Origin of the sequence: Methylobacterium fujisawaense (assembly GCF_039619325.1) — a bacterium.
Taxonomy (GTDB): Bacteria; Pseudomonadota; Alphaproteobacteria; order Rhizobiales; family Beijerinckiaceae; genus Methylobacterium; species Methylobacterium fujisawaense.
Genome location: NZ_CP155000.1, coordinates 1,798,869 through 1,817,820, shown reverse-complemented (window position 1 = coordinate 1,817,820; position 18,952 = coordinate 1,798,869). Strand labels below are relative to the sequence as shown.

Here is an 18,952-nt window from a genome sequence, read left to right as displayed (position 1 = left end):
ACCCAGGCCCGGAAGGCCTGGGCGAGGGGGGATGCGTCGGCTCCGCGGGCGGCGGAGGCGAGGCCGGCTCGGATGTCGGCGATACCGGGTCCGTCGCTCAGAGGAACCACGGCTTCCTCATGACGCGGCCGCCTTCGGCGGCATCCGTGTCCCAACCGGGGGTCCGCTCCAGGCCCGACAGCTGCTTGGCGATCTCGTCGGCGTAGACGAGCGGGATGGGCAGGCCGGACGGCCCGAACGTGCGCCAGGAATGGAACGCGAAATCCGATGCCTGGCGCACCAGGACCGGCATGTCCCGATAGGTCGAGCTGTCCTGGAGGCGGAGGAGCACCGGGCCGGGCAGACCGTGGGAGGCCGCCTTCACCTCCCTGCGTCCCGTCAGCGTCAGGAGCCACTCCGCCTCGCTCAACCGCAGCGCCTGCCCCCGCTCCGGGGCGAACGCTCCCTTGCCGTCGGGCCAGGCGCGGTCGAACATCGTGAACGGATGATCCTCGACGACGTGCAGGAATGCGAAGCTCACGTTCGTCGTTCCGATCCCGGCGACAGCCCTCTCGACGGCCTGGACCGTCTCACGACTAAGCTGCGTGAACGCGTGGAAGACGAGCCTGACCGCATCGCCGGGACGCCACGCCTCCTCCCGGCCGATGCGCTTGATGGCGTCGACGATGCTATCGCTCAACGCGGCCGGGTAGGCCTCGAACGGCACGGCCGCGGTCCGGGCGTCCAGGAAGTAGTGGCCTTGGCTGGAGAAGACCGTCGCGATTCCGACGAACCGCTCGCCGGCCCCGCGACGACCCTCCCTGACCGTGTGCGACCCGAGCCCGACGACGAGTTCGTGATCGGTCGGCGACCGCGCGACCAGCAGCCAGGGGGCTCCGCCCAGCTTCGCGTAGGTCGCCAGGCTCATGTTGGCCAGCGCGTTAGCGTAGCCGAACGCGTCGAGGTCCAGCATCTCGGTCGAGAGCGCCTGGACCGGCACGTCCCGCTTGAGGAACGTCGCCTTGCTCATCCAGTACGGGCTATCGGCGTGCGGCCGGTCTTGCCAGGCCCGCTCCACCTGCACCATGGCGAGGTCCCAAGGCTCGTCGCGCGAAGCCGCGTCCCTGAGGGCGGACCGCGCGGCGTCGGCATAAGCCGGGCCGCCACGGCCGGCGGCCTCGAAGTAACGGACCTCGGGCTCGTGCAGCCTGAACCGGCCGAGCAGCCCGCTGCCGTGGGGGACGAGGCCCGCGTCGCTCGCGATGTCGGGCCTGCCGTGCAGGAAATCCCGCATGGCCGCGGCGACCTCGTCGCGACGGCCGGCCTCGTGAACGACCGCGATGCGCGGTCGCTTCGGCTCGAACGTCTGCCGGTCGAACGGTCCGGTGCGGTCCAGGCTCTGCTGTTTCCAGCTGTTCGAGGTCTCGGGCGAATGGACCGGGTCGAACGACAGCTTCGGCCTCCAGACAGCCTCGGCGGGCGGGAAGGCGTCCGCGTCGGCGGCCTGGTCGATCAGCCCTCCCAGGCGGAGCGGGACGCCGTCGGCCAAGTCCATCGACCGGTTCCCGAGCTGGTTGAGCACCCCGTGAACGATCTCGATAGTCCGCCGGCCGCCATGCCACTCCGCCTCGGCCTTCTGGACCGCCTTGAAAGCCCGCTCGGAGTTCCCCTGCGTGATCACCTCGACCACCTTGTTGAAGTTGGCCCGCGTGGGTTCGAGGAAGACGTCCCCGCTCGACACCACGGAGGGGCCCGCCCCGTGATCGTCCAGGGTCAGCGTGTCCTGCCCGACCTCGACGACGCGACCGGCGTAGGCGAGCCGCCGCGATACCTTCGGGTCGGGATCCTCGCGCCAGGACGAGACCGCCGCACCGGTCAGCGGCACGCCGAGTTCGAGGAGCGTCCGGCACGACGCGTCGATGATCGTGCGCAGCCGCTTCGAGCAGGTCAGGACGACGTAGGCGTCGCCCCGGGGCGGCCGCAGGATGCGCGTGTCGAACTCCAGGACCAGCCGCTTCTTCAGCCAGTCGGGCAGGCCGATTTCCTCCGCGAGGACGTTCTCCCGTTTGCCGGCGACGGTCGGCGGCCTCCTACGGATCAGGAGGTCTGCCTCCGGGGAGGCCGCGAGCAACCGGAAGACCGCCTCGCGGGTCAGCGCCGACACGAGCCGCAGGTGCTCGGCCGCGGGCAGTCCCATCCTGTCCGTCGGGAGGTTCGCCCCGGGGGTGAGGGGCACCACGGCCATGTCCGTCTCGCCGTGCCGCGTCGCGAACACGTCGTTCTCCGGCCGGTCGAGATAGGCGTGGAGCAGCGCGCGGTCGAACGGGGCCACCGAAGCCGGGATCGTTCCCGGAGGCGTCATGACGTGGATCGCGTTCAGGGCGAGCTGCGGACGGACCCTTTCGCCGGGACGGAAAGCCATGCCGCACTATACGCGGCAGTCACGTTAAGACGAGCCGCAACCGTCCTGCTGCGCGGCCGTCCACACCCTATGCCGTCGAAACCTCTAAGCGAACAAAGTCGAAGGGTCCCGTACGTCGACCTTCGGCTTGCCAGGCGAGCGTTTCGAGAAATCGCACTTCGTTTGTGAGGGGTCCCTGATAAGCCCGAGTCATTACCTGAGGCGGGGACCACGTCATCGGTTGGCCCGGCAGGTCGGCACGTGCCGGTCCGCTGATCCCGCCTGCACCGCCCGGTCCCGTCAGACGGTACATGCGCCGATGTGGTGTCTGGATTCGGGCCCTGCTCCCGGTCGTCATCGACACGGAGGCATCGAAAGTCGGCCGATTGGGCGACGGCACCGGCATCGCTCCGACGATCCATCCGGCGGGTTTCGGGGCGCCTTGGTCAGCTTATCCGCCGTTTCCGGTAAGGACGAGGGCGTCGTGAGGCTGAACGTTCCAGATATGTTCCCCGTCGCCGACCACGCCGCGCAGGGCCTCGTCGAGGACATCGACCTCGGTGATGCGGTTCACCAACACGATGGTCGACGCCCTACCATGAGCGCCGTCCTGGCCGACGACGCGCGCCATCGCCTCCCGCACGGATTGTCGCCGATGCCACCGTGCCGACTGGTCCCTGGGCGGACGCAGGTCGACCGGCGCGTGCATGTAGAGGCACGACAGATCCTCGAACAGGCGGAAGACCGACAACCTGCTCAGCCCGGGCAGGTCGAAGTACGGGTAGAGCCGTGCATCGACCACCAGCGCGTGCCGGCTCATTGAGACCGCGCGCGTGAACGTCACGCCGTGGATGTCGGCCATGGGCAGGCACGAGATCCGGCGAACAGGACGATGGTCGAAGAGCGAGAGCTGCCGCACCGGCGCAGACGGGGCAGGAAAACCGTCGGTTTCCCAGGACGTTGTCTCGACGAGGCGGAGGAGTGGTTTGCTCACGCTTGCAGCGCTCCCAGGCCCGATTCGAGATCTAGATAATGTACCCGCAGCACTTCTGAGTGACCACCCCAAACCGGCTCGCCGACCCTGTAATCCCCGGTCAGCTTGTCCTTGTAGTCACGGTCTTTCAGGAAGGCGCGGGCATACATCCTCGGTGCGACCCCGACGAATGGATGGAACAGGACCTTGGCGTTGGCCGCGGGGGCCGGGACACCGGGCCGTGCGGGGCCGACAGATCCCGAACCCTGTACGCCCGAGGGCGGTTCCCAGCCGTCCACAGCCGTCGTGATGGCGTCGCAATGGAGGTTGATCGCCCGGCTTTTCGGATAGGGCTCGATGTACTGGACCTCGTCGATCCCGGCGGCGACGATATGCCGGGCGCAGTAATGGCAGGGGAACGTGCTGACGTAGAGACGGCATCCCCTCGGCGAGGTGCCGGTCCGGGCGGCGGTCAGGATCGCGTCCATCTCCGCGTGGACCGCCCGGCTGAACTCGATCAGGCCGCCGATCTTCGTGCGCCGGAGCTCGGCCACCGCCTGGCCTTTCTCCCGTCCCTCGGCCAGCGCGGGGTACTTGTCGATGAGTTCGCCGATGATCTCGTTCTGCTCGCGGTTGCTGCTGCAGAACTTGTCCGGCCGGAACGCGCAGCGATGGTCGGAGGCCTCCCCGTCGAGGTCGGTCCCGTAAAGCCCTCCGCCCGCCCTGGGCACGTCGTTGGTGCCGGTCGCGACGATGTTGCCCTTGGCGTCCACGAGCGCCGCGCCGACCTGCCGCGACAGGCATGCGCTCCTCAACTGGGCCGAATGGGCCTGATGCATCGCCGTCTCGGCGACGTTCGGCCGGATGACGTCGGACGCCGTGAGGATCCGCACCAGGCGCCGCAGCGGCTCGTTCATCCCGGTGTTCTTCGGGTCGTCGCCGGCATCCTTCGAGTTGTCGACGAAGAAATCCGCCTCGTGGAAGGTGTCGACGACGTGCTGGCCGTGGCTCTCCGGCGCGTCGCCGTCGCGATCCATGAAGGCAGTGACGGCGCGGCGCGTCTCCGGACGGCCTCTGTCGTTGAAGTCGAACAGCTCACGGGTCAGCCGGCCATGGCGGGCATCGTCGTCGCATACGACCCCGACGAGCGTGAAGGCGTCCTGGTAGATCCTGCGGAGGAGATGCGCCTCCGCCGGGTGGCGCAGGGAGTCGATGATGTAGGCACGGGGCCTGCCGTCGATCTCGCCCTCCGGCCTGCCGCTCGCCTCCGCGCGGAGGGCGCGGATGCGCGCGACGACCGCGCGGGCGACCGCGGCGTTGTCGCCGAAGGCGAGCCGCATCGCGTCGCCCAGGTCCTGCATGTGCACCACGCCGGCGAGGGTCTTGCGGCCGCCGACCGGGCCGAGGTCGCGGCCGTTGTTCCGGGCCCAGGCCTTGATCTCAGCGCTCGCCTTGACGATGCGGACCTCGTATCCGCCGTCGCCGACCGACTGCGTTTCGAGGAATTCCTTGACGATCTGTGCTGCCCGGCCTGCCCCGGAACCGCCCGGTCCGACGACCGCGATGAAGAGCTCGTTCGCGCGGAAGCTCCGGAGCAGGCGCTGGCTCGTCTCGCCCGGGCGCGGGCCGGCCGCGGTTGGCAAACGTCCGGTCGTCGCTGCATCGGCCATTAGGGGTCGACTCTTGGAATGCCGTGGTCACGGGCGCACCGCTGGAACGCCGCGGGGATGACACGGCGGCCTCCGCCTGTGAAGTGGCCGTCTCAGGGTGCCTCTAACCGCTCCGACCTTTCGAAGGCGTGTTCCGTCTTTCCCGCTGGTTAATCATCGGCTGCTTTGCGGGGCTGCTCGCGGAGCCGACCTAACGTTTTCATGCTCGCGAGTGATGCGATTCTCAGCCGTTCGACGCGCGAATGGCAACGTTTTGAGCCATGGCGACGCCTGTGCACCGACCCGCCCGCTGCGGAACCAGGGCGATCAGGCTACGGTCAGCCGCTTCGCGTCCGCTACAGTCATTCGAATGCCATCGCAGGTATCTCCACAGCGGACATCGGCTTAGAGGCCTCGGCCTCGATTTGACCGCGCTGAGCCAAGCAGTCCGCAATCGCGGTGCAGGCCTTCGCCCAGGCGACTCCCAAACACCACCGGCCAGGACGTCCGTCGGCCAATGCACGCGGAGTGCGACCCGGCTGATGCCGACCGTCAGACTGATGACGTTGCCGGCAGCTACGAAGTAGTGCCGGGTCGCGCGGCGCGGCACAATGCGGGCGAGAAGCGCGGCGAGCGTCAGGTAGGTCACCGCGGCGAGCGTGGCCTAGCCGCTGGGGAAACCCGCCGTGAACACCTCCGGCGCGTTCGGGACCGGTGTCGGGCGCGGGCGCGAAGATCAGCTTCAGGATGGTTGACAGAACTTGGCCGCCGAGCACGGAGACGGGGACGAGCAGGAGCGCTCGCCTACGGCGCGCCACGGCGAGATAACCTAGGACAAGCAATAGCATGAGCCCCAGGAACACGGTGCTGCCGAGGCTCGTCAGGTCCCGCACGGTCTCGGGCAACCAGGGCGGCCCGAGCAGGTGAGCCGGATCGCCCGGCTGGCGGAACATGACCGGCACGTGCCGGTCGAAGGCTATCGTATCGCCCTCCGCCATCGCCTCCGCGAGCTAACCGAAGCCGAGCGTGAGGGCGGATGCGACGAACAGCGCAGCCAGCCAGGCGAAGACCGGCCGGCGTGCCGGCGGCTGCGCCGAAAGGGATGCGTCGCGGCTCATCGCGAGACCTGCGGATCGGCGCCCGGATGCCGGCCGGCCCGCTGCGGCAGGAGCACGATCAGGGCGATGATGAAGGCCGCGATGACGGCTGAGGCGAGCGGCCGGCTCAGGTTCAACCCGCCCTGGGCGACCGGCTTGTCGAGAAAATCGCCCACCGTGGCCCCGAGCGGCCGGGTCAGGATGAAGGCGGCCCAGAACAGGCCCACTCGGGAGACCCGCGTCCGGTAGTAGAGCACCACGACAACGGCGAGTGCAGCCCCGAAGACGAGCGCGCCGCCCTCGTAGCCGAGGCCGCCCGTGTCGGCGAGCCAGTCGCCGAGCGCGGTCCCGAGCGTCTGCGAGAAGGTGATGGCCGCCCAATAGAAGGCTTCCACCCGCGGGGTCGAGACCGTGTCCACCGACACCGTGCCCTCGACCGCGTACCAGAGCCCGAGCACGGCCGCGAGGCAGGCGAGCAGCAGCGTCGCGCCGCCGGTATAGCCGATCCCGAGGGAGCGGTCGGCGAAGTCGGCCATGGTCGTGCCGAAGGTAGTCGAGGCGACGATGGTCGCCCAGTACAGGGCCGGATGGAACCGCTTCGCCAGGATCTGGGCGACGACCAAGGCGACGAGCACCACCGCGAACAGGGCGGTGCCGGCGAGGTAGCCCCAGTCGAGGGTCATGGTCACGGTGTCGCCGCCGGTCTCGCCGAGCGTGGTGGCCAGGATCTTGATGACCCAGAAGCCGAGCGTGACCGCGGGCACCTTGCTGAGGGTGCGTTCAAGATGTTCGCTCATCCGTCTCGGGATCCCTTTCGTAAGATGGCTCAGGCCACGTCGGCTTGCGCCGGATGCTGGCCGGCCCGCTGCGGGACGAGGAGGACGCAGACGACCATCGCCAGGGCGAGCAGACCCGAGAGCGTGATGTCGCCGATGCCGAGGCCCCCCGAGGCGGGTGGCTTGTCCAGCGAGTTGGCCAGCGTCGCCCCGAGCGGACGCGTCAGTACGAAGGCCGCCCAGAACAGGGCAGGCCGGGAGACGCGGGTGACGAAGAAGAGCGCCGTGACCCCGGCCAGGGCAACGAGGATCAGGACGGCGCTGCCCTCGTAGCCGAGGCCGGTGCTGTCGGCCATCCAGTCGCCCAGCGCGGTCCCGAGCGTCTGGGAGAACATGATGGTCGCCCAGTAGAAGCCCTCGGCCTTCGGGGTGCCGACGGTCTCCACGGCAACGGTGCCGAGCGTCCGCTTCCAGAGGACGAGGGTCGCGAGGACCGAGACGAGAAGGATCAGCGAGCCCCCGAGATAGCCGATGCCGAGCGAGCGGTCGCAGAAGTCAGCGAGCGTGGTGCCCGCGAGCGTCGTGGCGGTGATCACCGCCCAGTACAGGAGCGGATGGAAGCGGTCCGACCGGAGCTGTGCGACGAGCAGGAGGACGAGGATGCCGCCGAAGATCGCGGTCCCGGCGAGGTAGCCGAGGCCCAGCGTCAGCGTCACCGCATTGCCGCCGACCTCGCCCAGCGTGGTTGCAAGGATCTTGATGGCCCAGAAGCCGAGGTTGACCTCCGGGACCTTGCTCAGCGTCGCTCTGCTCTCGATATCCATGCGGCTGAACTCTTATGCGGCGACATCCGCCTCGATGAAATGGAGGCATCAGACTTCATCGTCAGTCGGGGTTCGGACCTTCGACTTTGTTTTCGAGAACCCGACCGGTCGCGGCGTCGACACCGACTTCATGCGTCACCGAGCCGTTCCTGATGTCGAACGAGTAGCGGAGGCCGCTGCCGCCGGGCTCAAGCTCCAACTCCTCGTCCGTGACCTTCCCCGGATGCGCCTTGAGGGCGATGGCCCGCGCCTCGGGCAAGCCGATCTTGGCCTCGCGGGAGAGTTCCTGGCCGGTGAAGGCCAGCGCAGGCTGTGCCACCAGAAGTGAGGCCACGACCGCAGCAGCGTGCCACCTCGGACGATTGGTCGTCATCGCTTCTCTCCACGTCGGTTCGATCACGGGGCAATCACGCGGCGCACCCGCGCAGGGCCGCCGTCCGGGAGAGCGATAGCCTGCTAAAATGAGGACAGAATGAGCGGCGCGTCAGGCCGGCAGCACGATCCGGGCGAGGACGCCTCGGCGGCCGTCCCGCCGGTTCTCGACGGTGAGCCCGAGGCCATGGCGCTCGGCGATGTGCCGGGCGATGGCGAGCCCGAGGCCGGTACCCTCGATGTCCGGGGGCGCGGCGCGGTAGAAGCGGTCGAACAGGCGCGCCTCGCTGCCCGGAGGAAGGCCGCAGCCGGTGTCGTGCACGGCGAGGACCGGCATCCCCGCCTCCCGTCCCAGGCTTACCTCGACCTCGCCGCCCGCCGGGGTGTAGCGCAGGGCGTTGTCGAGCAGGGTCGCGATGAGCGTCCGGATCTCGTCTGCAGGGGCGTGCAGCGTCGCCGAAGCGGTGATCGCCACGCCGAGATCGATCTCCTTCGCCTGCGCCAGGACCGCATGGTCGCCTACGCAATCGATCAGCACCGCGGCCAGGTCGAGGCGTTCCGCAGCGCCCTCCTGCCCGTCGAGCCGGGCGAGGCGCAGCAACTGGTCGACGAGCCGGCTCGCCCGGCGCAAGCCTTCGGCCAGCGCGTCGCGGCTCCCGGGCATGTCGGATGCGGGGAGAACGTCGAGCTGGGCCTGCATCGCGGCGAGCGGCGTTCGCAGTTCGTGCGCGGCATCGGCGACGAAGCGCCTCTGCGCGTCGAGCGCCGCCTGCAGGCGTCCGATCAGCCCGTTCATCGCGCCGACCAGGGGGGCGACCTCGACCGGCACGTCCTGCGTCGGCAACGGGGTCGTCGCGGACACGCTGCGCCCGGCGAGGTCTCCCACGAGCACGTCGAGCCGGCCGAGCACCCTGTTCATCGCCCAGCCGACCACGAGCCAGGACAGGGGCACGAGCAGAAGCAACGGTGTCACTGCGCCCAGCGCGGCGTTGCGCGCGAATTCCGAGCGGACCACGTCGCGCTGGGCGACGCGCACCGTGACGGGGCCCGCGGCCCTGGTGTAGGTCCGCCAGGTCTCGCCGCCCATGACCGCCTCGGCGTAGCCGAGCCTTTCGGGCCGGCGCATGTCCACGCCGGGATCGTTGCGCAGGATCCGGCCGTCCTGCCAGATCGTCACCGCGATCTGGTCCTCGGGATCCTCGTCGGCGGCGGGCGGGGCTTGCGCGGCGCTCCGCCCATCGACGAGGCCAGGCCCGGCATTCAGGGCGACCTGCCGCAACTGCCCGTCGAGGAAGTCGGCCGCCTCGCCCCGCGCGAGAAGGTAGGCCGCGAGCATGGCGGCGATGCCGATGCCGGCGAGGAGCGCGGTCATCCAGCCCAGCGCGGTCCGGCGCAGCGAGGCCCCGCTCACGGCTTCGCCACCATCCAGCCGGCGCCGCGCAGGTTGAGGATCACGCCCTTGCCGACCTTGCGGCGTATCGACAGGATCAGCGCGTCGACGGCATTGCTCTCGACCTCCTCGCCCCAGCCATAGATGCGTTCCTCGATCTCGGCCCGCGACAGGATGCGGCCGGGCCGCTCCATGAGGGCATGCATCAAGGCGTATTCGCGTGCGCTGAGCACCGCCGTCGCGCCAGCATGGGTGAGGGCGTGGCTCTCCATGTCGAGCTCGGTGTCGGCGGTGATAAGTCGAGCGCTGGCCCTGCCCGCACGCCGCCGCAGCACGGCGCGCATCCGGGCAAGGAGCTCGCGCGTCTCGAACGGCTTGACGAGGTAGTCGTCCGCTCCGAGGTCGAGACCCGCGACGCGGCTGTCGAGGCCGTCGCGGGCGGTGAGGATCAGGACCGCAACGTCGTTCCCGACCATTCGGGCGGACCGCAGCAGGTTAAGTCCGTCGGCGTCGGGCAAGCCGAGGTCGAGCAGGACAAGGGCATGGCCACCGGCCCGCAAGGCGGCCTCGGCGCCTTCCCCGTCCCGCACCCAATCCACGGCATAGCCTTCCGTCGACAGGCTGCGGCGTAGCCCGTCGCCGATCATTGGGTCGTCCTCGATGAGGAGAAGGCGCATCGGATGAGTTCCCGCCCGCCCTGCGCAGGCCACAATGGTTCGACGTTCGACGCTGCCGGCCCGCCGTCGGCACGGGGCCAGCATGCCCGCCGCGGTGACGACCATCCAGGTCGCGGTGTTTCACGGTTCCCCGCTTTCGCACGTAAACCGGACCGGGCGGAATTCTCGAACGCCGCTCTCAGTCTTCGCTCGTGGTTCGACGGGCCGCTCACCGTCGCCGGCCCGGGATGATAGGATGACGGGGGACGCGGTTCCCCCTGCAGCGATACGACGGCTGTCCGTGAAAGAGCTTACGTCATCCTGGCCATTCTGGGCCGTGCTCTCGGCAGGGTTCGCCGCCCTCACCGCGATCTTCGCCAAGGTCGGGGTCCAGAACGTCGGCTCGGACTACGCCACCTTCGTGCGCACCCTCGTCATCCTCGCCGTGATCGCCAGCATCCTGGCTGTCACGGGCGGCTGGCAAACGCCCGGCTCGGTGTCGAGGCGGACCTACCTGTTCCTTCTCCTGTCCGGCGCGGCGACGGGCGCGTCCTGGCTTTGCTACTTTCGCGCCCTGAAGCTCGGGGATGCGGCCCGTGTCGCACCGATAGACAAACTCAGCGTCGTGCTGGTGGCCGTGTTCGGCGTGCTGTTCCTCGGCGAACGACTTTCGGCGCCGAACTGGGTCGGCGTGGTCCTCATCGCGGCGGGTGCCGTCCTGGTCGCCTTCAAGGGGTGAGAGGGGGCCGCGCGGTCCTCGACCGCCCCTTTCGAAGACCGAAGTTCAGCACCCTCATCCGACGTTGCCGAGCGGAGACAGAACGGCACAATCCTCGGGGAACCCCCGCGGGGTACCCACGGCGCGATGGCGACACGGGACGGCACCCGGCATAGTCCACCCCATCGACATAGGACGGACCGGACGCGTGAACCGAGACTTGGTCGCCAATCTCATCCGGCACTGGCGGGAGGACCCAGGGGCGTCCTACAGGACATGGTTCCTCTGGGAGGAGCGCATCAAGAACTTCCGCTCGATCCGGCGCGGCCTGCAGGCCGTGGTCGACGAGATCAGGGCCGACACCTTCGGCAATGCCTACCGGGGCTCTTCCCTTGAGACGGTCGTCCACTCGGTCGCCGAGCAGCGGCAGGTGTTCAAGGGGGCGGACCACGCGTTTCTGTGGAAGCCGAAGTTGCGCATCCCCGACATCTACGAGGACCGGGCAAACCAGGTCGCGTTCGGGCGCTTCCTCGATGCCTGCCTGTGCTGCAACGCCGAGGCCCAGGTGCTCGCCGCAGTCCACGCGCTCGACCAAGCACGGATCAAGGGCCTGGGACCGGCCGCGGCGAACCTCCTCTACTTCCTGCACCCGACCTGGGTGCCGCCGTTCAACACCGCCATCGTCAAGGGGTACAACGCGCTCACCGGCGCGAAGGTGAAGCTCGGGCGCTGGGACGAGTACCTGGCGATGCGGCGGGGCATCGTGGAACTCAACGAAACACACCGGGCGCTGCTGTCCAACGATTTCGGGGCCGCCGCGGGATTCCTGTTCGACGTCGGATCGGGACGTTATCCGTTGCCCGACCTGGATGCGGACGGAGCCTTGGCGCGCTGGCGGGAGGATCTCGACCGCGTCCGCGCGGAAGCCGCGGCGACGGCGTCGCGGTCGGTCCAGGCCGGGCGCGAGGCCGACCATACGCACACCGAGGTCCAGGGCTGGCTGCGCGACCTCGGGCTCGCCCTCGGCTACGACGTTTGGATCGCCTCGAACGACGGCAACCGGCCCTACGGGTCCGGGCGGCTCTCCGACGGCTGCCTGGACCGCCTACCGGCGAGCCTCGCCGCGAAGGGGTCGACGGAGACGGTGCGCCTGATCGACGTGCTCTGGATCGGCAAGGGGACCGCGGACGTGGCGGCCGCGTTCGAGGTGGAGCACACGACCAGCATCTACTCGGGCATCGTGCGCATGCTCGACCTCGCACTCGGCGTCGAGGGCGCCACGGCCCGCAACTTCTTCCTGGTCGCACCGGACGACCGGGAGGGCGATGTCCGCGCCCAGTTCGCGCGGCCGGCGTTCTCCCGCGTCGCGGAACTGGACCTGCGCTATCTGCCCTACAGCGAGCTCCGCGGCCATCGCGAGGCCATCGCCCGCTTCGGCAGCGGCCTGAAGGGCGTGCTCGCCATCGCCAAGCCGATCTCGCGAGGGGCGTGAGGCCCGAGCTCGGCCCACGGCACTCCCGCCGTCGGCCGTCACCGGCGACGTCGCCGGATCGGCCGCGGCCACGGGCGTACCTCTCGTAGCGCAGACGCCGGCTCGACGCAGGTCGTACCCCGGCTCGGTCGTCCGCCCGGTCCCTCACGATATGAAGGAGGGAAGCGGCGCGCGCCGACGAGGCCCGTCCCGGAACGCATCGGGTCGGGCGGGGACGCACGGCGCCCCGCCGACACGCCGGGCCGCGCGGCCGGCGGCGGTGTTGCCCCGCGATCACATCGGCCGCGGAACGCGCTCACGGCGCGACGGCCGGCTTGATCCTCCCACGTGGGAAGGCGGCAACCTCGCGGCAACCTGACATGTCGCCCGGCCCCACGCCGTGGCCCATCTGGGGAACCGCAAGTGGCATCGATCCCGCAAAACAATTCCACTCCGACGCGTCGGAGGTTCGTCTCCGGCCTGGGCGCCTGCGCCGCCGTGGGCCTCGCGGCGCACGACCGCGCAGCCTTCGCCCTGACGAGTCCAGGCGAAGCTACCGTTCCGCGGGCCGCCACGTACGACCTCACCCTGACCCGCCGAACGGTTGACAAGACCGGCACCCCGACCTGGGCCAACACCATCAACGGCGGCGTGCCCGGGCCGGTGCTGCGCTGGCGCGAGGGCGACGTCGTCACCATCAACGTCCGCAACGAACTGCCCGAGATGACGGGCATGCACTGGCACGGCATCATCCTGCCCAACGACATGGACGGAGTGCCCGGCCTGGAATTCCCGGGCATCCAGCCGGGCGAGACCTTCACCTACCGCTTCCCGGTGCTGCAGAGCGGCACTTACTGGTACCACAGCCATATGGGCTACCAGGAGCAGAAGGGGGTCTACGGCGCGCTGATCATCGAGCCGCGCGGCCGTGACTTGGTCCAGGCGGACAGAGACTACGTCGTGCTCCTCAGCGACTGGACCGACGAGGATCCCGAGCGCATCCAGAACAAGCTCAAGTACCAGGCCGACTACTACAACTTCGGCAAGCGCACGGTCCGAACGTTCTTCGCCGACGCCGAGCGAAGCGGGCTGGCCGACACGATCAAGGAGCGCTGGCACGAGTCCGAGTCGCGCATGGACCCCTCCGGCCTGGAGGCGCCGTCCGGCGAGACCTACACCTACCTGATGAACGGGCAGCCCCCCGGGGCCAACTGGACGGCGCTGTTCCGGCCCGGGGAGCGGGTCCGGCTGCGCATCATCAACGCCTCCGCGGCGACGTACTACGACGTGCGCATCCCCGGCCTGACTATGAGCGTGGTCAATGTCCACGGCAACGACGTCGTCCCGGTGCAGGTCGACCAGTTCCGCATCGGCGTGGCCGAGACCTACGACGTGATCGTGCGCCCGCGCGAGGCGCGGGCCTACACGATCTTCGCGCAGGACCTCGGCCGCTCCGGATACGCCCGCGGCACGCTCGCGCCCCGGCCGGGAATGGAGGCCGAGATCCCGCCCTTCGACCCGCGGCCCCTGCGGACGATGACCGACATGGGCATGCAGGGCATGATGGGCCGCGACCAGATCGGCGCGTCGCACCCCGACGGCTCGCGCATCGGCGGCATCCTCGGCGAGCACGCCCACGAGATCGTCCCCGACAAGCGTCGCCTCGCCGGCCACCAACCCATGGCGAAGTTGCCGCCGGGCGTCGAACTCGACGAGACCGGCGTCGAGGTCCAGATGAAGCCGAAGATGCTGACGGACCGGACCCGCATCCCGGGCGACGGCCTGAACCAGCTGGACCGCCGCGTGCTGACCTACGCGGACCTGCGTTCGATCAACCCCGCGGTCGACGACCGCCCGCCGACCCAGGAGATCGTGCTCAGGCTCAGCGGCAACATGCAGCGGATGATCTGGGGCTTCGACGGCAAGAAGTTCACCGAGGTCGGCCCCATCGACGTGACGGTCGGCGAGCGGTTCCGGCTCGTGATGGTCAACGAGACGATGATGAGCCACCCGATCCACCTGCACGGCATGTGGATGGAGCTGGAGAACGGCCACGGCCGGCACCGGCCCTATCTCCACACCGTCAGCGTCGCGCCGGCCGAGAAGCTGTCGATGCTGGTCACGCCCGTGGCGACCGGGCAGTGGCCACTGCACTGCCACATCCTGTACCATTTCGAGGCCGGCATGTTCCGCACCCTCCGCGTCCTGCCGAAGGGGGCCTGATGCGCGCGCCGGCAACCTTCGCCCTCGCGGCTTCGCTCCTCGCCCTCGCTTCCTCGGCCGCATTCGCCCAGAGCGTCACGGGGCTTCTCAACGGCGGTACCCGCCTCGGGCCGGACACGCTCCAGGGTGCGGCGCCCTACGGCAATCCGATCCGCGACGACCGGGTCTACGCCCACGCCTTCTTCGACCAGTTCGAAGGCCGCCTCGGGAGCGAGAGCTACTTCCGCTACGACGGTCAGGCCTGGATCGGCGACGACTACAACAAGCTTTGGCTGAAGTCGGAGGGCCGCTACAACGCCGACAATCGGGGCCGCTTCTCGGACGGCGACCACGAGGCGCTCTACGCCCGGCCGATCTCGACCTACTTCGACATGCAGGTCGGCGTGCGCTCGGACATCGACAGCCTGCGCAACCGGACCTGGGCTGCCTTCGGCATCCAGGGCCTCGCCATCGGGTTCTGGAACCTCGAACTGACCGGCTACGCCAGCGACAACGGACGCTTCGCCTTCCGGGGCAACGCCTCCTACGACCTCTACCTGACGCAGCGCCTCATCCTGCAGCCGCAGATCGAGATGAACGCCTATTCGAAGGCCGACCGCGGCCGGGAACTCGGTTCGGGCGTCTCGGACATCGATATGGGCCTGCGCCTGCGCTACGAATTCACCCGCGAAATCGCGCCGTACGTGGGCCTCTCCTACCAGCAATTCCTCGGCGGAACGGCGGACTACCGGCGCCGGTCCGGCGAGGGGAACGGGGACCTGCGGGCGCTGGCCGGCCTGCGCCTCTGGTACTGAGCCGCGTCCCGACGGCCCGACGCACCCCACGGTGTCGCGAAGCCGGGGCGCCGGGTGGCCGCCCGATGCCGCGAAGGCGTCCGAGGCCGCGGCATATCGTTCGAACACCACGGCCAACGTGTCAGGCGACCCCATCGGACCTGTCCGGCGCGCCCGACGCGATGCCGTCCTCCACAGAACCAAGGACATCGACCGTGCCGCTCGCCTCCCGCCCGATCATCTCTGCGCTGTGGCTCCTGGCAGGCCTTTGCTCCGCGCAAGCGCAGGCCGTCACGGAGCCGGGGATGAAGGGCTTCGGGATCAGGGCGGTGGAAGGGAGGACGCTTCCCGAGATGCTCGGCCGCTGCGCCGCCGCCGACAGAGGCGAGGCCGCCCTCGCTCCGGGCGAGACCCCGGACTTGTTGGCCGCGCGGTGCGACCAACTCCGGCGTTCGCTCCGGACCCAGCCGGGCAACACCGCCCAAAGGCGCTGACCCGCGGGCCGCCGACGCGAACGTCCGCCAGGTACGTGCGGCTGGCGCGCCGGAGCCCCGGATCGCCATCCGATCCGGACCGAGCCCGTCATTTCGTCGGGCCGGCCGCGGCGCCCGTCGACGGGGCTGGAGCGGACCCGCCCCCCGTCCGCGCGGGGTCGTGGGCGAGGGCGTCGAGCAGCGGGCATTCCGGCCGTTCGTCGCCGGGGCAGGTCCCGGCGAGATCCCGCAACGAGGCCGCGGCGTCCGCGAGCGCGGCGGCGCGTCGTTCCATGTCGGTCGCGCGCCGGAGGGCCAGGTCCTTCACCCCGGCGCTGGCACGCGCCTCGTCGCGCCACAGGCGCAGCAGCATAGCGGTGTCGGCGACGGAGAAGCCGAGCAGGCGGGCCCGGTGCACGAACCGCAGCGTGCGCACCTCGTCCTCGGCGTAGACCCGATGGCCCGACACCGACCGGGTCGGCGCCGGGATCAGGCCCGCGCGCTCGTAATAGCGGATCATCTTGGGCGAGATCCCGCAGGCGCGTGCCGCCTCCCCGATCCTCATCGCCCGCCCTCCCGGTTCGTCGAGGCCCTTATGCGCGCCCGGACGGGCCCGAACGCCACGACCGACCCGGCCCCGCGAACGCCCGGCTCGGGTGAACCCGGGAAGAACCCGAGGCGCGGTCGCATCGCGGGCGGCCGACCGGGTCCGCGCGGCCGCAGGTCCCGCGTCGCCGCCGGGGCAGTGATGGACGGCGGTGGAACCCCGAGCGCCGCGCGCCCGTCCGCCTTCACGCCCGGGTGCGGCCGCACCGGAAACGCGTCCGGCGCGCAAGCCGGGTAGGGGGAAGGGGCGTGTCCGCAATCGGGGAAACGCAGGGCGAGAGCGCGCATCGGCTAGGCCGCCTCCCGCGTCGACACCGACCTCGCGATGCCCGGCCGAACGCCGGCCGGGAACTCGACGGCCCGCGTGACCTCGGCGAAGCGCGCGGCGGCGTCCGACCAATCCTGGGCGAAATCGAAAAGCTCCCTAAGGGCGGGCGCGATCTCCTTGTAGGCCGCAAGCGCCGCCACGAGGGCCCCGAGGGAAAGGCGACCTTGCACGACGAGGTACCCGCCGATCAGGAAGAAGAAGAACGGCGTGAGGTTGGACGTGTAGTTGTACAGGCTCTTGATGCCGCCCTTCATGTCGTTGATGGCGACCCGCACCCGCTCAAGCTCCTCGACGTGGGCCATCCGCCGCCGCAACGACGAGGCGTGCGGATCGCGGCCCGCCGCGGACGTGGTCGGGCCCGGCGGCCCGTCCGCATCGGGCGTCGTGACGAAGGCCCCCAGGGTGCGTGTGGCGAGGACGCGCTGCCGTACCTTCGCGTTCAGGCGTCGCTGAAGGCGCGGCAGGACCGTGAGCTGCACCGGCAGCATGATCAGCGCGGCGAAGCCCAGGGCGACGTCCTGGAGCAGGAGGAAGGCGACGCTCGTGACCAGCACGCCCCCCTGCACGATGGGGACCGCGACGAGGCTGCCGCCGAAGTATCCGATGGGCTCGACCTCCTGGACCGCCACGGCGGCGAGCGTCGTTCGGCGGTCGGCCGAGCGCTCCGTGCGCACGCGCCGCAGGACGGCGAGGCGTAGGCGCCGCACGACGCGCTCGTTGACGCGTCCGCGGACCCGGGTCGCCGTGTACTTCGTGAGCCCGTTCAGGGTGAGGACGGCGAGGTAGCCGGCGCACAGGGCGAACAGGAGTTCCGTGCGGCCCAGCGGAAGGCCGAGGAAGGTCATGCCGGGATGGCCGTCGCCTCGCGCGTCGGCGAGCGCATGGTTGACGATGTGCTTGGGTATCTCAAGGGTCAGCCAGGCCGCCGGCAGCGTCGCCAGCGACAGGAAGACCAAGCGGACCTGGATGCCCAGCGTGGCGTCCAGGACGTATGCCTCCAGGCGCCGGCCCGGTCGGAGCCCGACGCCGCGATGCCGACGGCCGCGGGACGGGGCGATCCGCCGGCCATCGGTGGATCCCCCAGCACCGCCACCGGGACCGTCCGACGAACGCCGATGGCGGCGCAACGCGGCGCGGCCGAGGAGCCATGCGGTCCACGCTGGCGCCACGACGAAGATGAGGACGGCGTCGGCGACGATCCACCAGTGGCCGTGCGGGTAGTCGAGGCCCGTGAGCCTGTGGGCGAGGGCGTGGATGGCTTCGATTGCCGTCACTGGGCAGCTCGGTTCGAATTTCCGGGAAGTGAGGGCGCGGTTCGTGGTCCGGCGTTCGCGATGGTCTCAGTCGGCACCCGGCGGCCCTGCCTTTCGTGCGTCGCCCTCCGAGGAGATGCCGTCCTTGACGGGCGCGCGGTCGCTCACGTCCCGTGCAGCGGGGCGCGCCCATCGACCTACGGTCCCCGTGTTCGGTTCGAACCGGACGGTCCGGAATGTCCCGAAGGCGAACTGGCGTCTCGTGCGGATCGAACAGGGCGTGAGGCCCGCCCGCTCGACGGCCTTGAGGGAGGCGGCGTTGTCGGCGTCGACGAAGGCCACCAAGCGTCGTTTGCCCTGCGACCGGGCGCGTTCGGCGATCAGGTGCACGGCGGCCGCCATGACGCCCAGGCCGCGGAAGCCCAGCGGCGTGAAGGCGTTCTCCAGCATGGCCTCGTCGGCCGCCAGGACCGGCAGGGCGCCGGAACGCCGGACCGCGTCGCCGTAACCCGGCCCGGTAAGCCACTGGATGTGACAAGCTCGGTCAGATCCGGCGTCGGCGAGCACGTAGCAGCGGCTCGGCAGGACGCCATGCGCGGCGGCGCGCAATCGCCACATGACGTCGTCGCGCTCGCGCTCGGCCGCCTCGTCGCCCCCGACGGGGAAGAGGGCCGGCAGGTCGTCCAGTCGGAAATCGCGCAGCCGGACCGGGATCCTGGCAGCCGGCGATTCGACGGGGACCGTCAGATACCGCTCGAAACCTATGGACACGCGCTCGGAGTAGAGACCGAGGGCCATGCGGCGGGCCAACCTGGCGCGCAGCATGGCCCATCCATCGCCGAGGGAGCCGTCGCCGCGCGCTTGCGGATAGGGCTTGAACGTCATGCCGGGCCTGCCTCGCCTGTCCGGAGACGCGCGAAGGCGACCGTGCACCGAAGGGCACGGGTCCCCGGCGGTCTCCGGCGCACCTGGTTCGACGGCGGGGACACC

16 protein-coding genes are annotated in these 18,952 nt (G+C 70.1%); 4 read left to right on the top strand and 12 right to left on the bottom strand.

What is annotated here, in order from left to right:
- Positions 1 to 97: 97 nt before the first annotated feature.
- The 9 genes from ABC766_RS08810 to ABC766_RS08775 all read right to left on the bottom strand — a co-directional run bounded on the left by ABC766_RS08810 (position 98) and on the right by ABC766_RS08775 (position 10,138).
- Positions 98 to 2,401: a hypothetical protein gene (locus ABC766_RS08810; RefSeq protein ID WP_345821853.1), complete on the bottom strand. Its 2,304-nt coding sequence runs from the start codon at positions 2,399 to 2,401 to the stop codon at positions 98 to 100.
- A gap of 430 nt (positions 2,402 to 2,831) precedes the next feature.
- Positions 2,832 to 3,242: a hypothetical protein gene (locus tag ABC766_RS08805; protein ID WP_331302676.1), complete on the bottom strand. Its 411-nt coding sequence runs from the start codon at positions 3,240 to 3,242 to the stop codon at positions 2,832 to 2,834.
- Between the two features lie 128 nt (positions 3,243 to 3,370).
- Entirely contained in the window at positions 3,371 to 4,996 is a 1,626-nt protein-coding gene (locus ABC766_RS08800; protein WP_345821852.1) for an anti-phage dCTP deaminase, read from the bottom strand.
- A gap of 250 nt (positions 4,997 to 5,246) precedes the next feature.
- Complete coding sequence (locus ABC766_RS33980; RefSeq protein ID WP_419539925.1) at positions 5,247 to 5,651, bottom strand: phosphatase PAP2 family protein; 405 nt, start codon at positions 5,649 to 5,651, stop codon at positions 5,247 to 5,249.
- Positions 5,652 to 6,116: 465 nt separating this feature from the next.
- Positions 6,117 to 6,896: a hypothetical protein gene (locus ABC766_RS08795; protein ID WP_331302674.1), complete on the bottom strand. Its 780-nt coding sequence runs from the start codon at positions 6,894 to 6,896 to the stop codon at positions 6,117 to 6,119.
- Positions 6,897 to 6,925: 29 nt separating this feature from the next.
- Positions 6,926 to 7,699, bottom strand: coding sequence for a hypothetical protein (locus ABC766_RS08790; RefSeq protein ID WP_345821851.1), 774 nt, complete (start codon positions 7,697 to 7,699; stop codon positions 6,926 to 6,928).
- Positions 7,700 to 7,760: 61 nt separating this feature from the next.
- A complete protein-coding gene (locus ABC766_RS08785; RefSeq protein WP_331302672.1) occupies positions 7,761 to 8,072 on the bottom strand; it encodes a PepSY domain-containing protein in 312 nt (103 codons plus the stop codon).
- Between the two features lie 111 nt (positions 8,073 to 8,183).
- The gene (locus ABC766_RS08780; RefSeq protein WP_345821850.1) at positions 8,184 to 9,482 is read right to left on the bottom strand and encodes a sensor histidine kinase; all 1,299 of its coding nucleotides are present in this window, start codon (positions 9,480 to 9,482) and stop codon (positions 8,184 to 8,186) included.
- Positions 9,479 to 10,138 (bottom strand): response regulator transcription factor, encoded by a 660-nt coding sequence (locus ABC766_RS08775; RefSeq protein ID WP_331302738.1) that lies wholly within the window; start codon positions 10,136 to 10,138, stop codon positions 9,479 to 9,481. Before ABC766_RS08775 ends, ABC766_RS08780 begins: the two co-directional genes overlap by 4 nt.
- A 280-nt stretch (positions 10,139 to 10,418) precedes the next feature.
- Between ABC766_RS08775 and ABC766_RS08770 the strand changes: the two genes are divergently transcribed.
- The 4 genes from ABC766_RS08770 to ABC766_RS08755 all read left to right on the top strand — a co-directional run bounded on the left by ABC766_RS08770 (position 10,419) and on the right by ABC766_RS08755 (position 15,323).
- Entirely contained in the window at positions 10,419 to 10,856 is a 438-nt protein-coding gene (locus ABC766_RS08770) for an EamA family transporter (RefSeq protein WP_331302670.1), read from the top strand.
- Between the two features lie 187 nt (positions 10,857 to 11,043).
- Positions 11,044 to 12,327, top strand: coding sequence for a type II restriction endonuclease (locus ABC766_RS08765; protein WP_345821849.1), 1,284 nt, complete (start codon positions 11,044 to 11,046; stop codon positions 12,325 to 12,327).
- Positions 12,328 to 12,729: 402 nt separating this feature from the next.
- On the top strand, positions 12,730 to 14,529 hold the full coding sequence (locus tag ABC766_RS08760; RefSeq protein ID WP_345821848.1) for a copper resistance system multicopper oxidase: 1,800 nt from the start codon (positions 12,730 to 12,732) through the stop codon (positions 14,527 to 14,529).
- The gene (locus ABC766_RS08755) at positions 14,529 to 15,323 is read left to right on the top strand and encodes a copper resistance protein B (protein WP_345821847.1); all 795 of its coding nucleotides are present in this window, start codon (positions 14,529 to 14,531) and stop codon (positions 15,321 to 15,323) included. The genes ABC766_RS08760 and ABC766_RS08755 overlap by 1 nt, the downstream gene beginning before the upstream one ends.
- A 561-nt stretch (positions 15,324 to 15,884) precedes the next feature.
- Here ABC766_RS08755 and ABC766_RS08750 read toward each other — a convergent pair.
- The 3 genes from ABC766_RS08750 to ABC766_RS08740 all read right to left on the bottom strand — a co-directional run bounded on the left by ABC766_RS08750 (position 15,885) and on the right by ABC766_RS08740 (position 18,847).
- Positions 15,885 to 16,340, bottom strand: a complete 456-nt coding sequence (locus tag ABC766_RS08750) for a MerR family DNA-binding transcriptional regulator (RefSeq protein ID WP_331302666.1) — start codon at positions 16,338 to 16,340, stop codon at positions 15,885 to 15,887.
- Between the two features lie 332 nt (positions 16,341 to 16,672).
- A complete protein-coding gene (locus ABC766_RS08745; protein ID WP_331302665.1) occupies positions 16,673 to 17,983 on the bottom strand; it encodes a multidrug ABC transporter ATPase in 1,311 nt (436 codons plus the stop codon).
- Between the two features lie 66 nt (positions 17,984 to 18,049).
- Positions 18,050 to 18,847 (bottom strand): GNAT family protein, encoded by a 798-nt coding sequence (locus ABC766_RS08740; protein WP_331302664.1) that lies wholly within the window; start codon positions 18,845 to 18,847, stop codon positions 18,050 to 18,052.
- Positions 18,848 to 18,952 lie beyond the last annotated feature (105 nt).

Coding starts and splice junctions, on each gene's coding strand:
- ABC766_RS08810 (WP_345821853.1), bottom strand. CDS start 2,401: ATGGCTTTCCGTCCCGGCGAAAGGGTCCGTCCGCAGCTCGCCCTGAAC.
- ABC766_RS08805 (WP_331302676.1), bottom strand. CDS start 3,242: ATGGCCGACATCCACGGCGTGACGTTCACGCGCGCGGTCTCAATGAGC.
- ABC766_RS08795 (WP_331302674.1), bottom strand. CDS start 6,896: ATGAGCGAACATCTTGAACGCACCCTCAGCAAGGTGCCCGCGGTCACG.
- ABC766_RS08790 (WP_345821851.1), bottom strand. CDS start 7,699: ATGGATATCGAGAGCAGAGCGACGCTGAGCAAGGTCCCGGAGGTCAAC.
- ABC766_RS08785 (WP_331302672.1), bottom strand. CDS start 8,072: ATGACGACCAATCGTCCGAGGTGGCACGCTGCTGCGGTCGTGGCCTCA.
- ABC766_RS08775 (WP_331302738.1), bottom strand. CDS start 10,138: ATGCGCCTTCTCCTCATCGAGGACGACCCAATGATCGGCGACGGGCTA.
- ABC766_RS08755 (WP_345821847.1), top strand. CDS start 14,529: ATGCGCGCGCCGGCAACCTTCGCCCTCGCGGCTTCGCTCCTCGCCCTC.
- ABC766_RS08750 (WP_331302666.1), bottom strand. CDS start 16,340: ATGAGGATCGGGGAGGCGGCACGCGCCTGCGGGATCTCGCCCAAGATG.
- ABC766_RS08740 (WP_331302664.1), bottom strand. CDS start 18,847: ATGACGTTCAAGCCCTATCCGCAAGCGCGCGGCGACGGCTCCCTCGGC.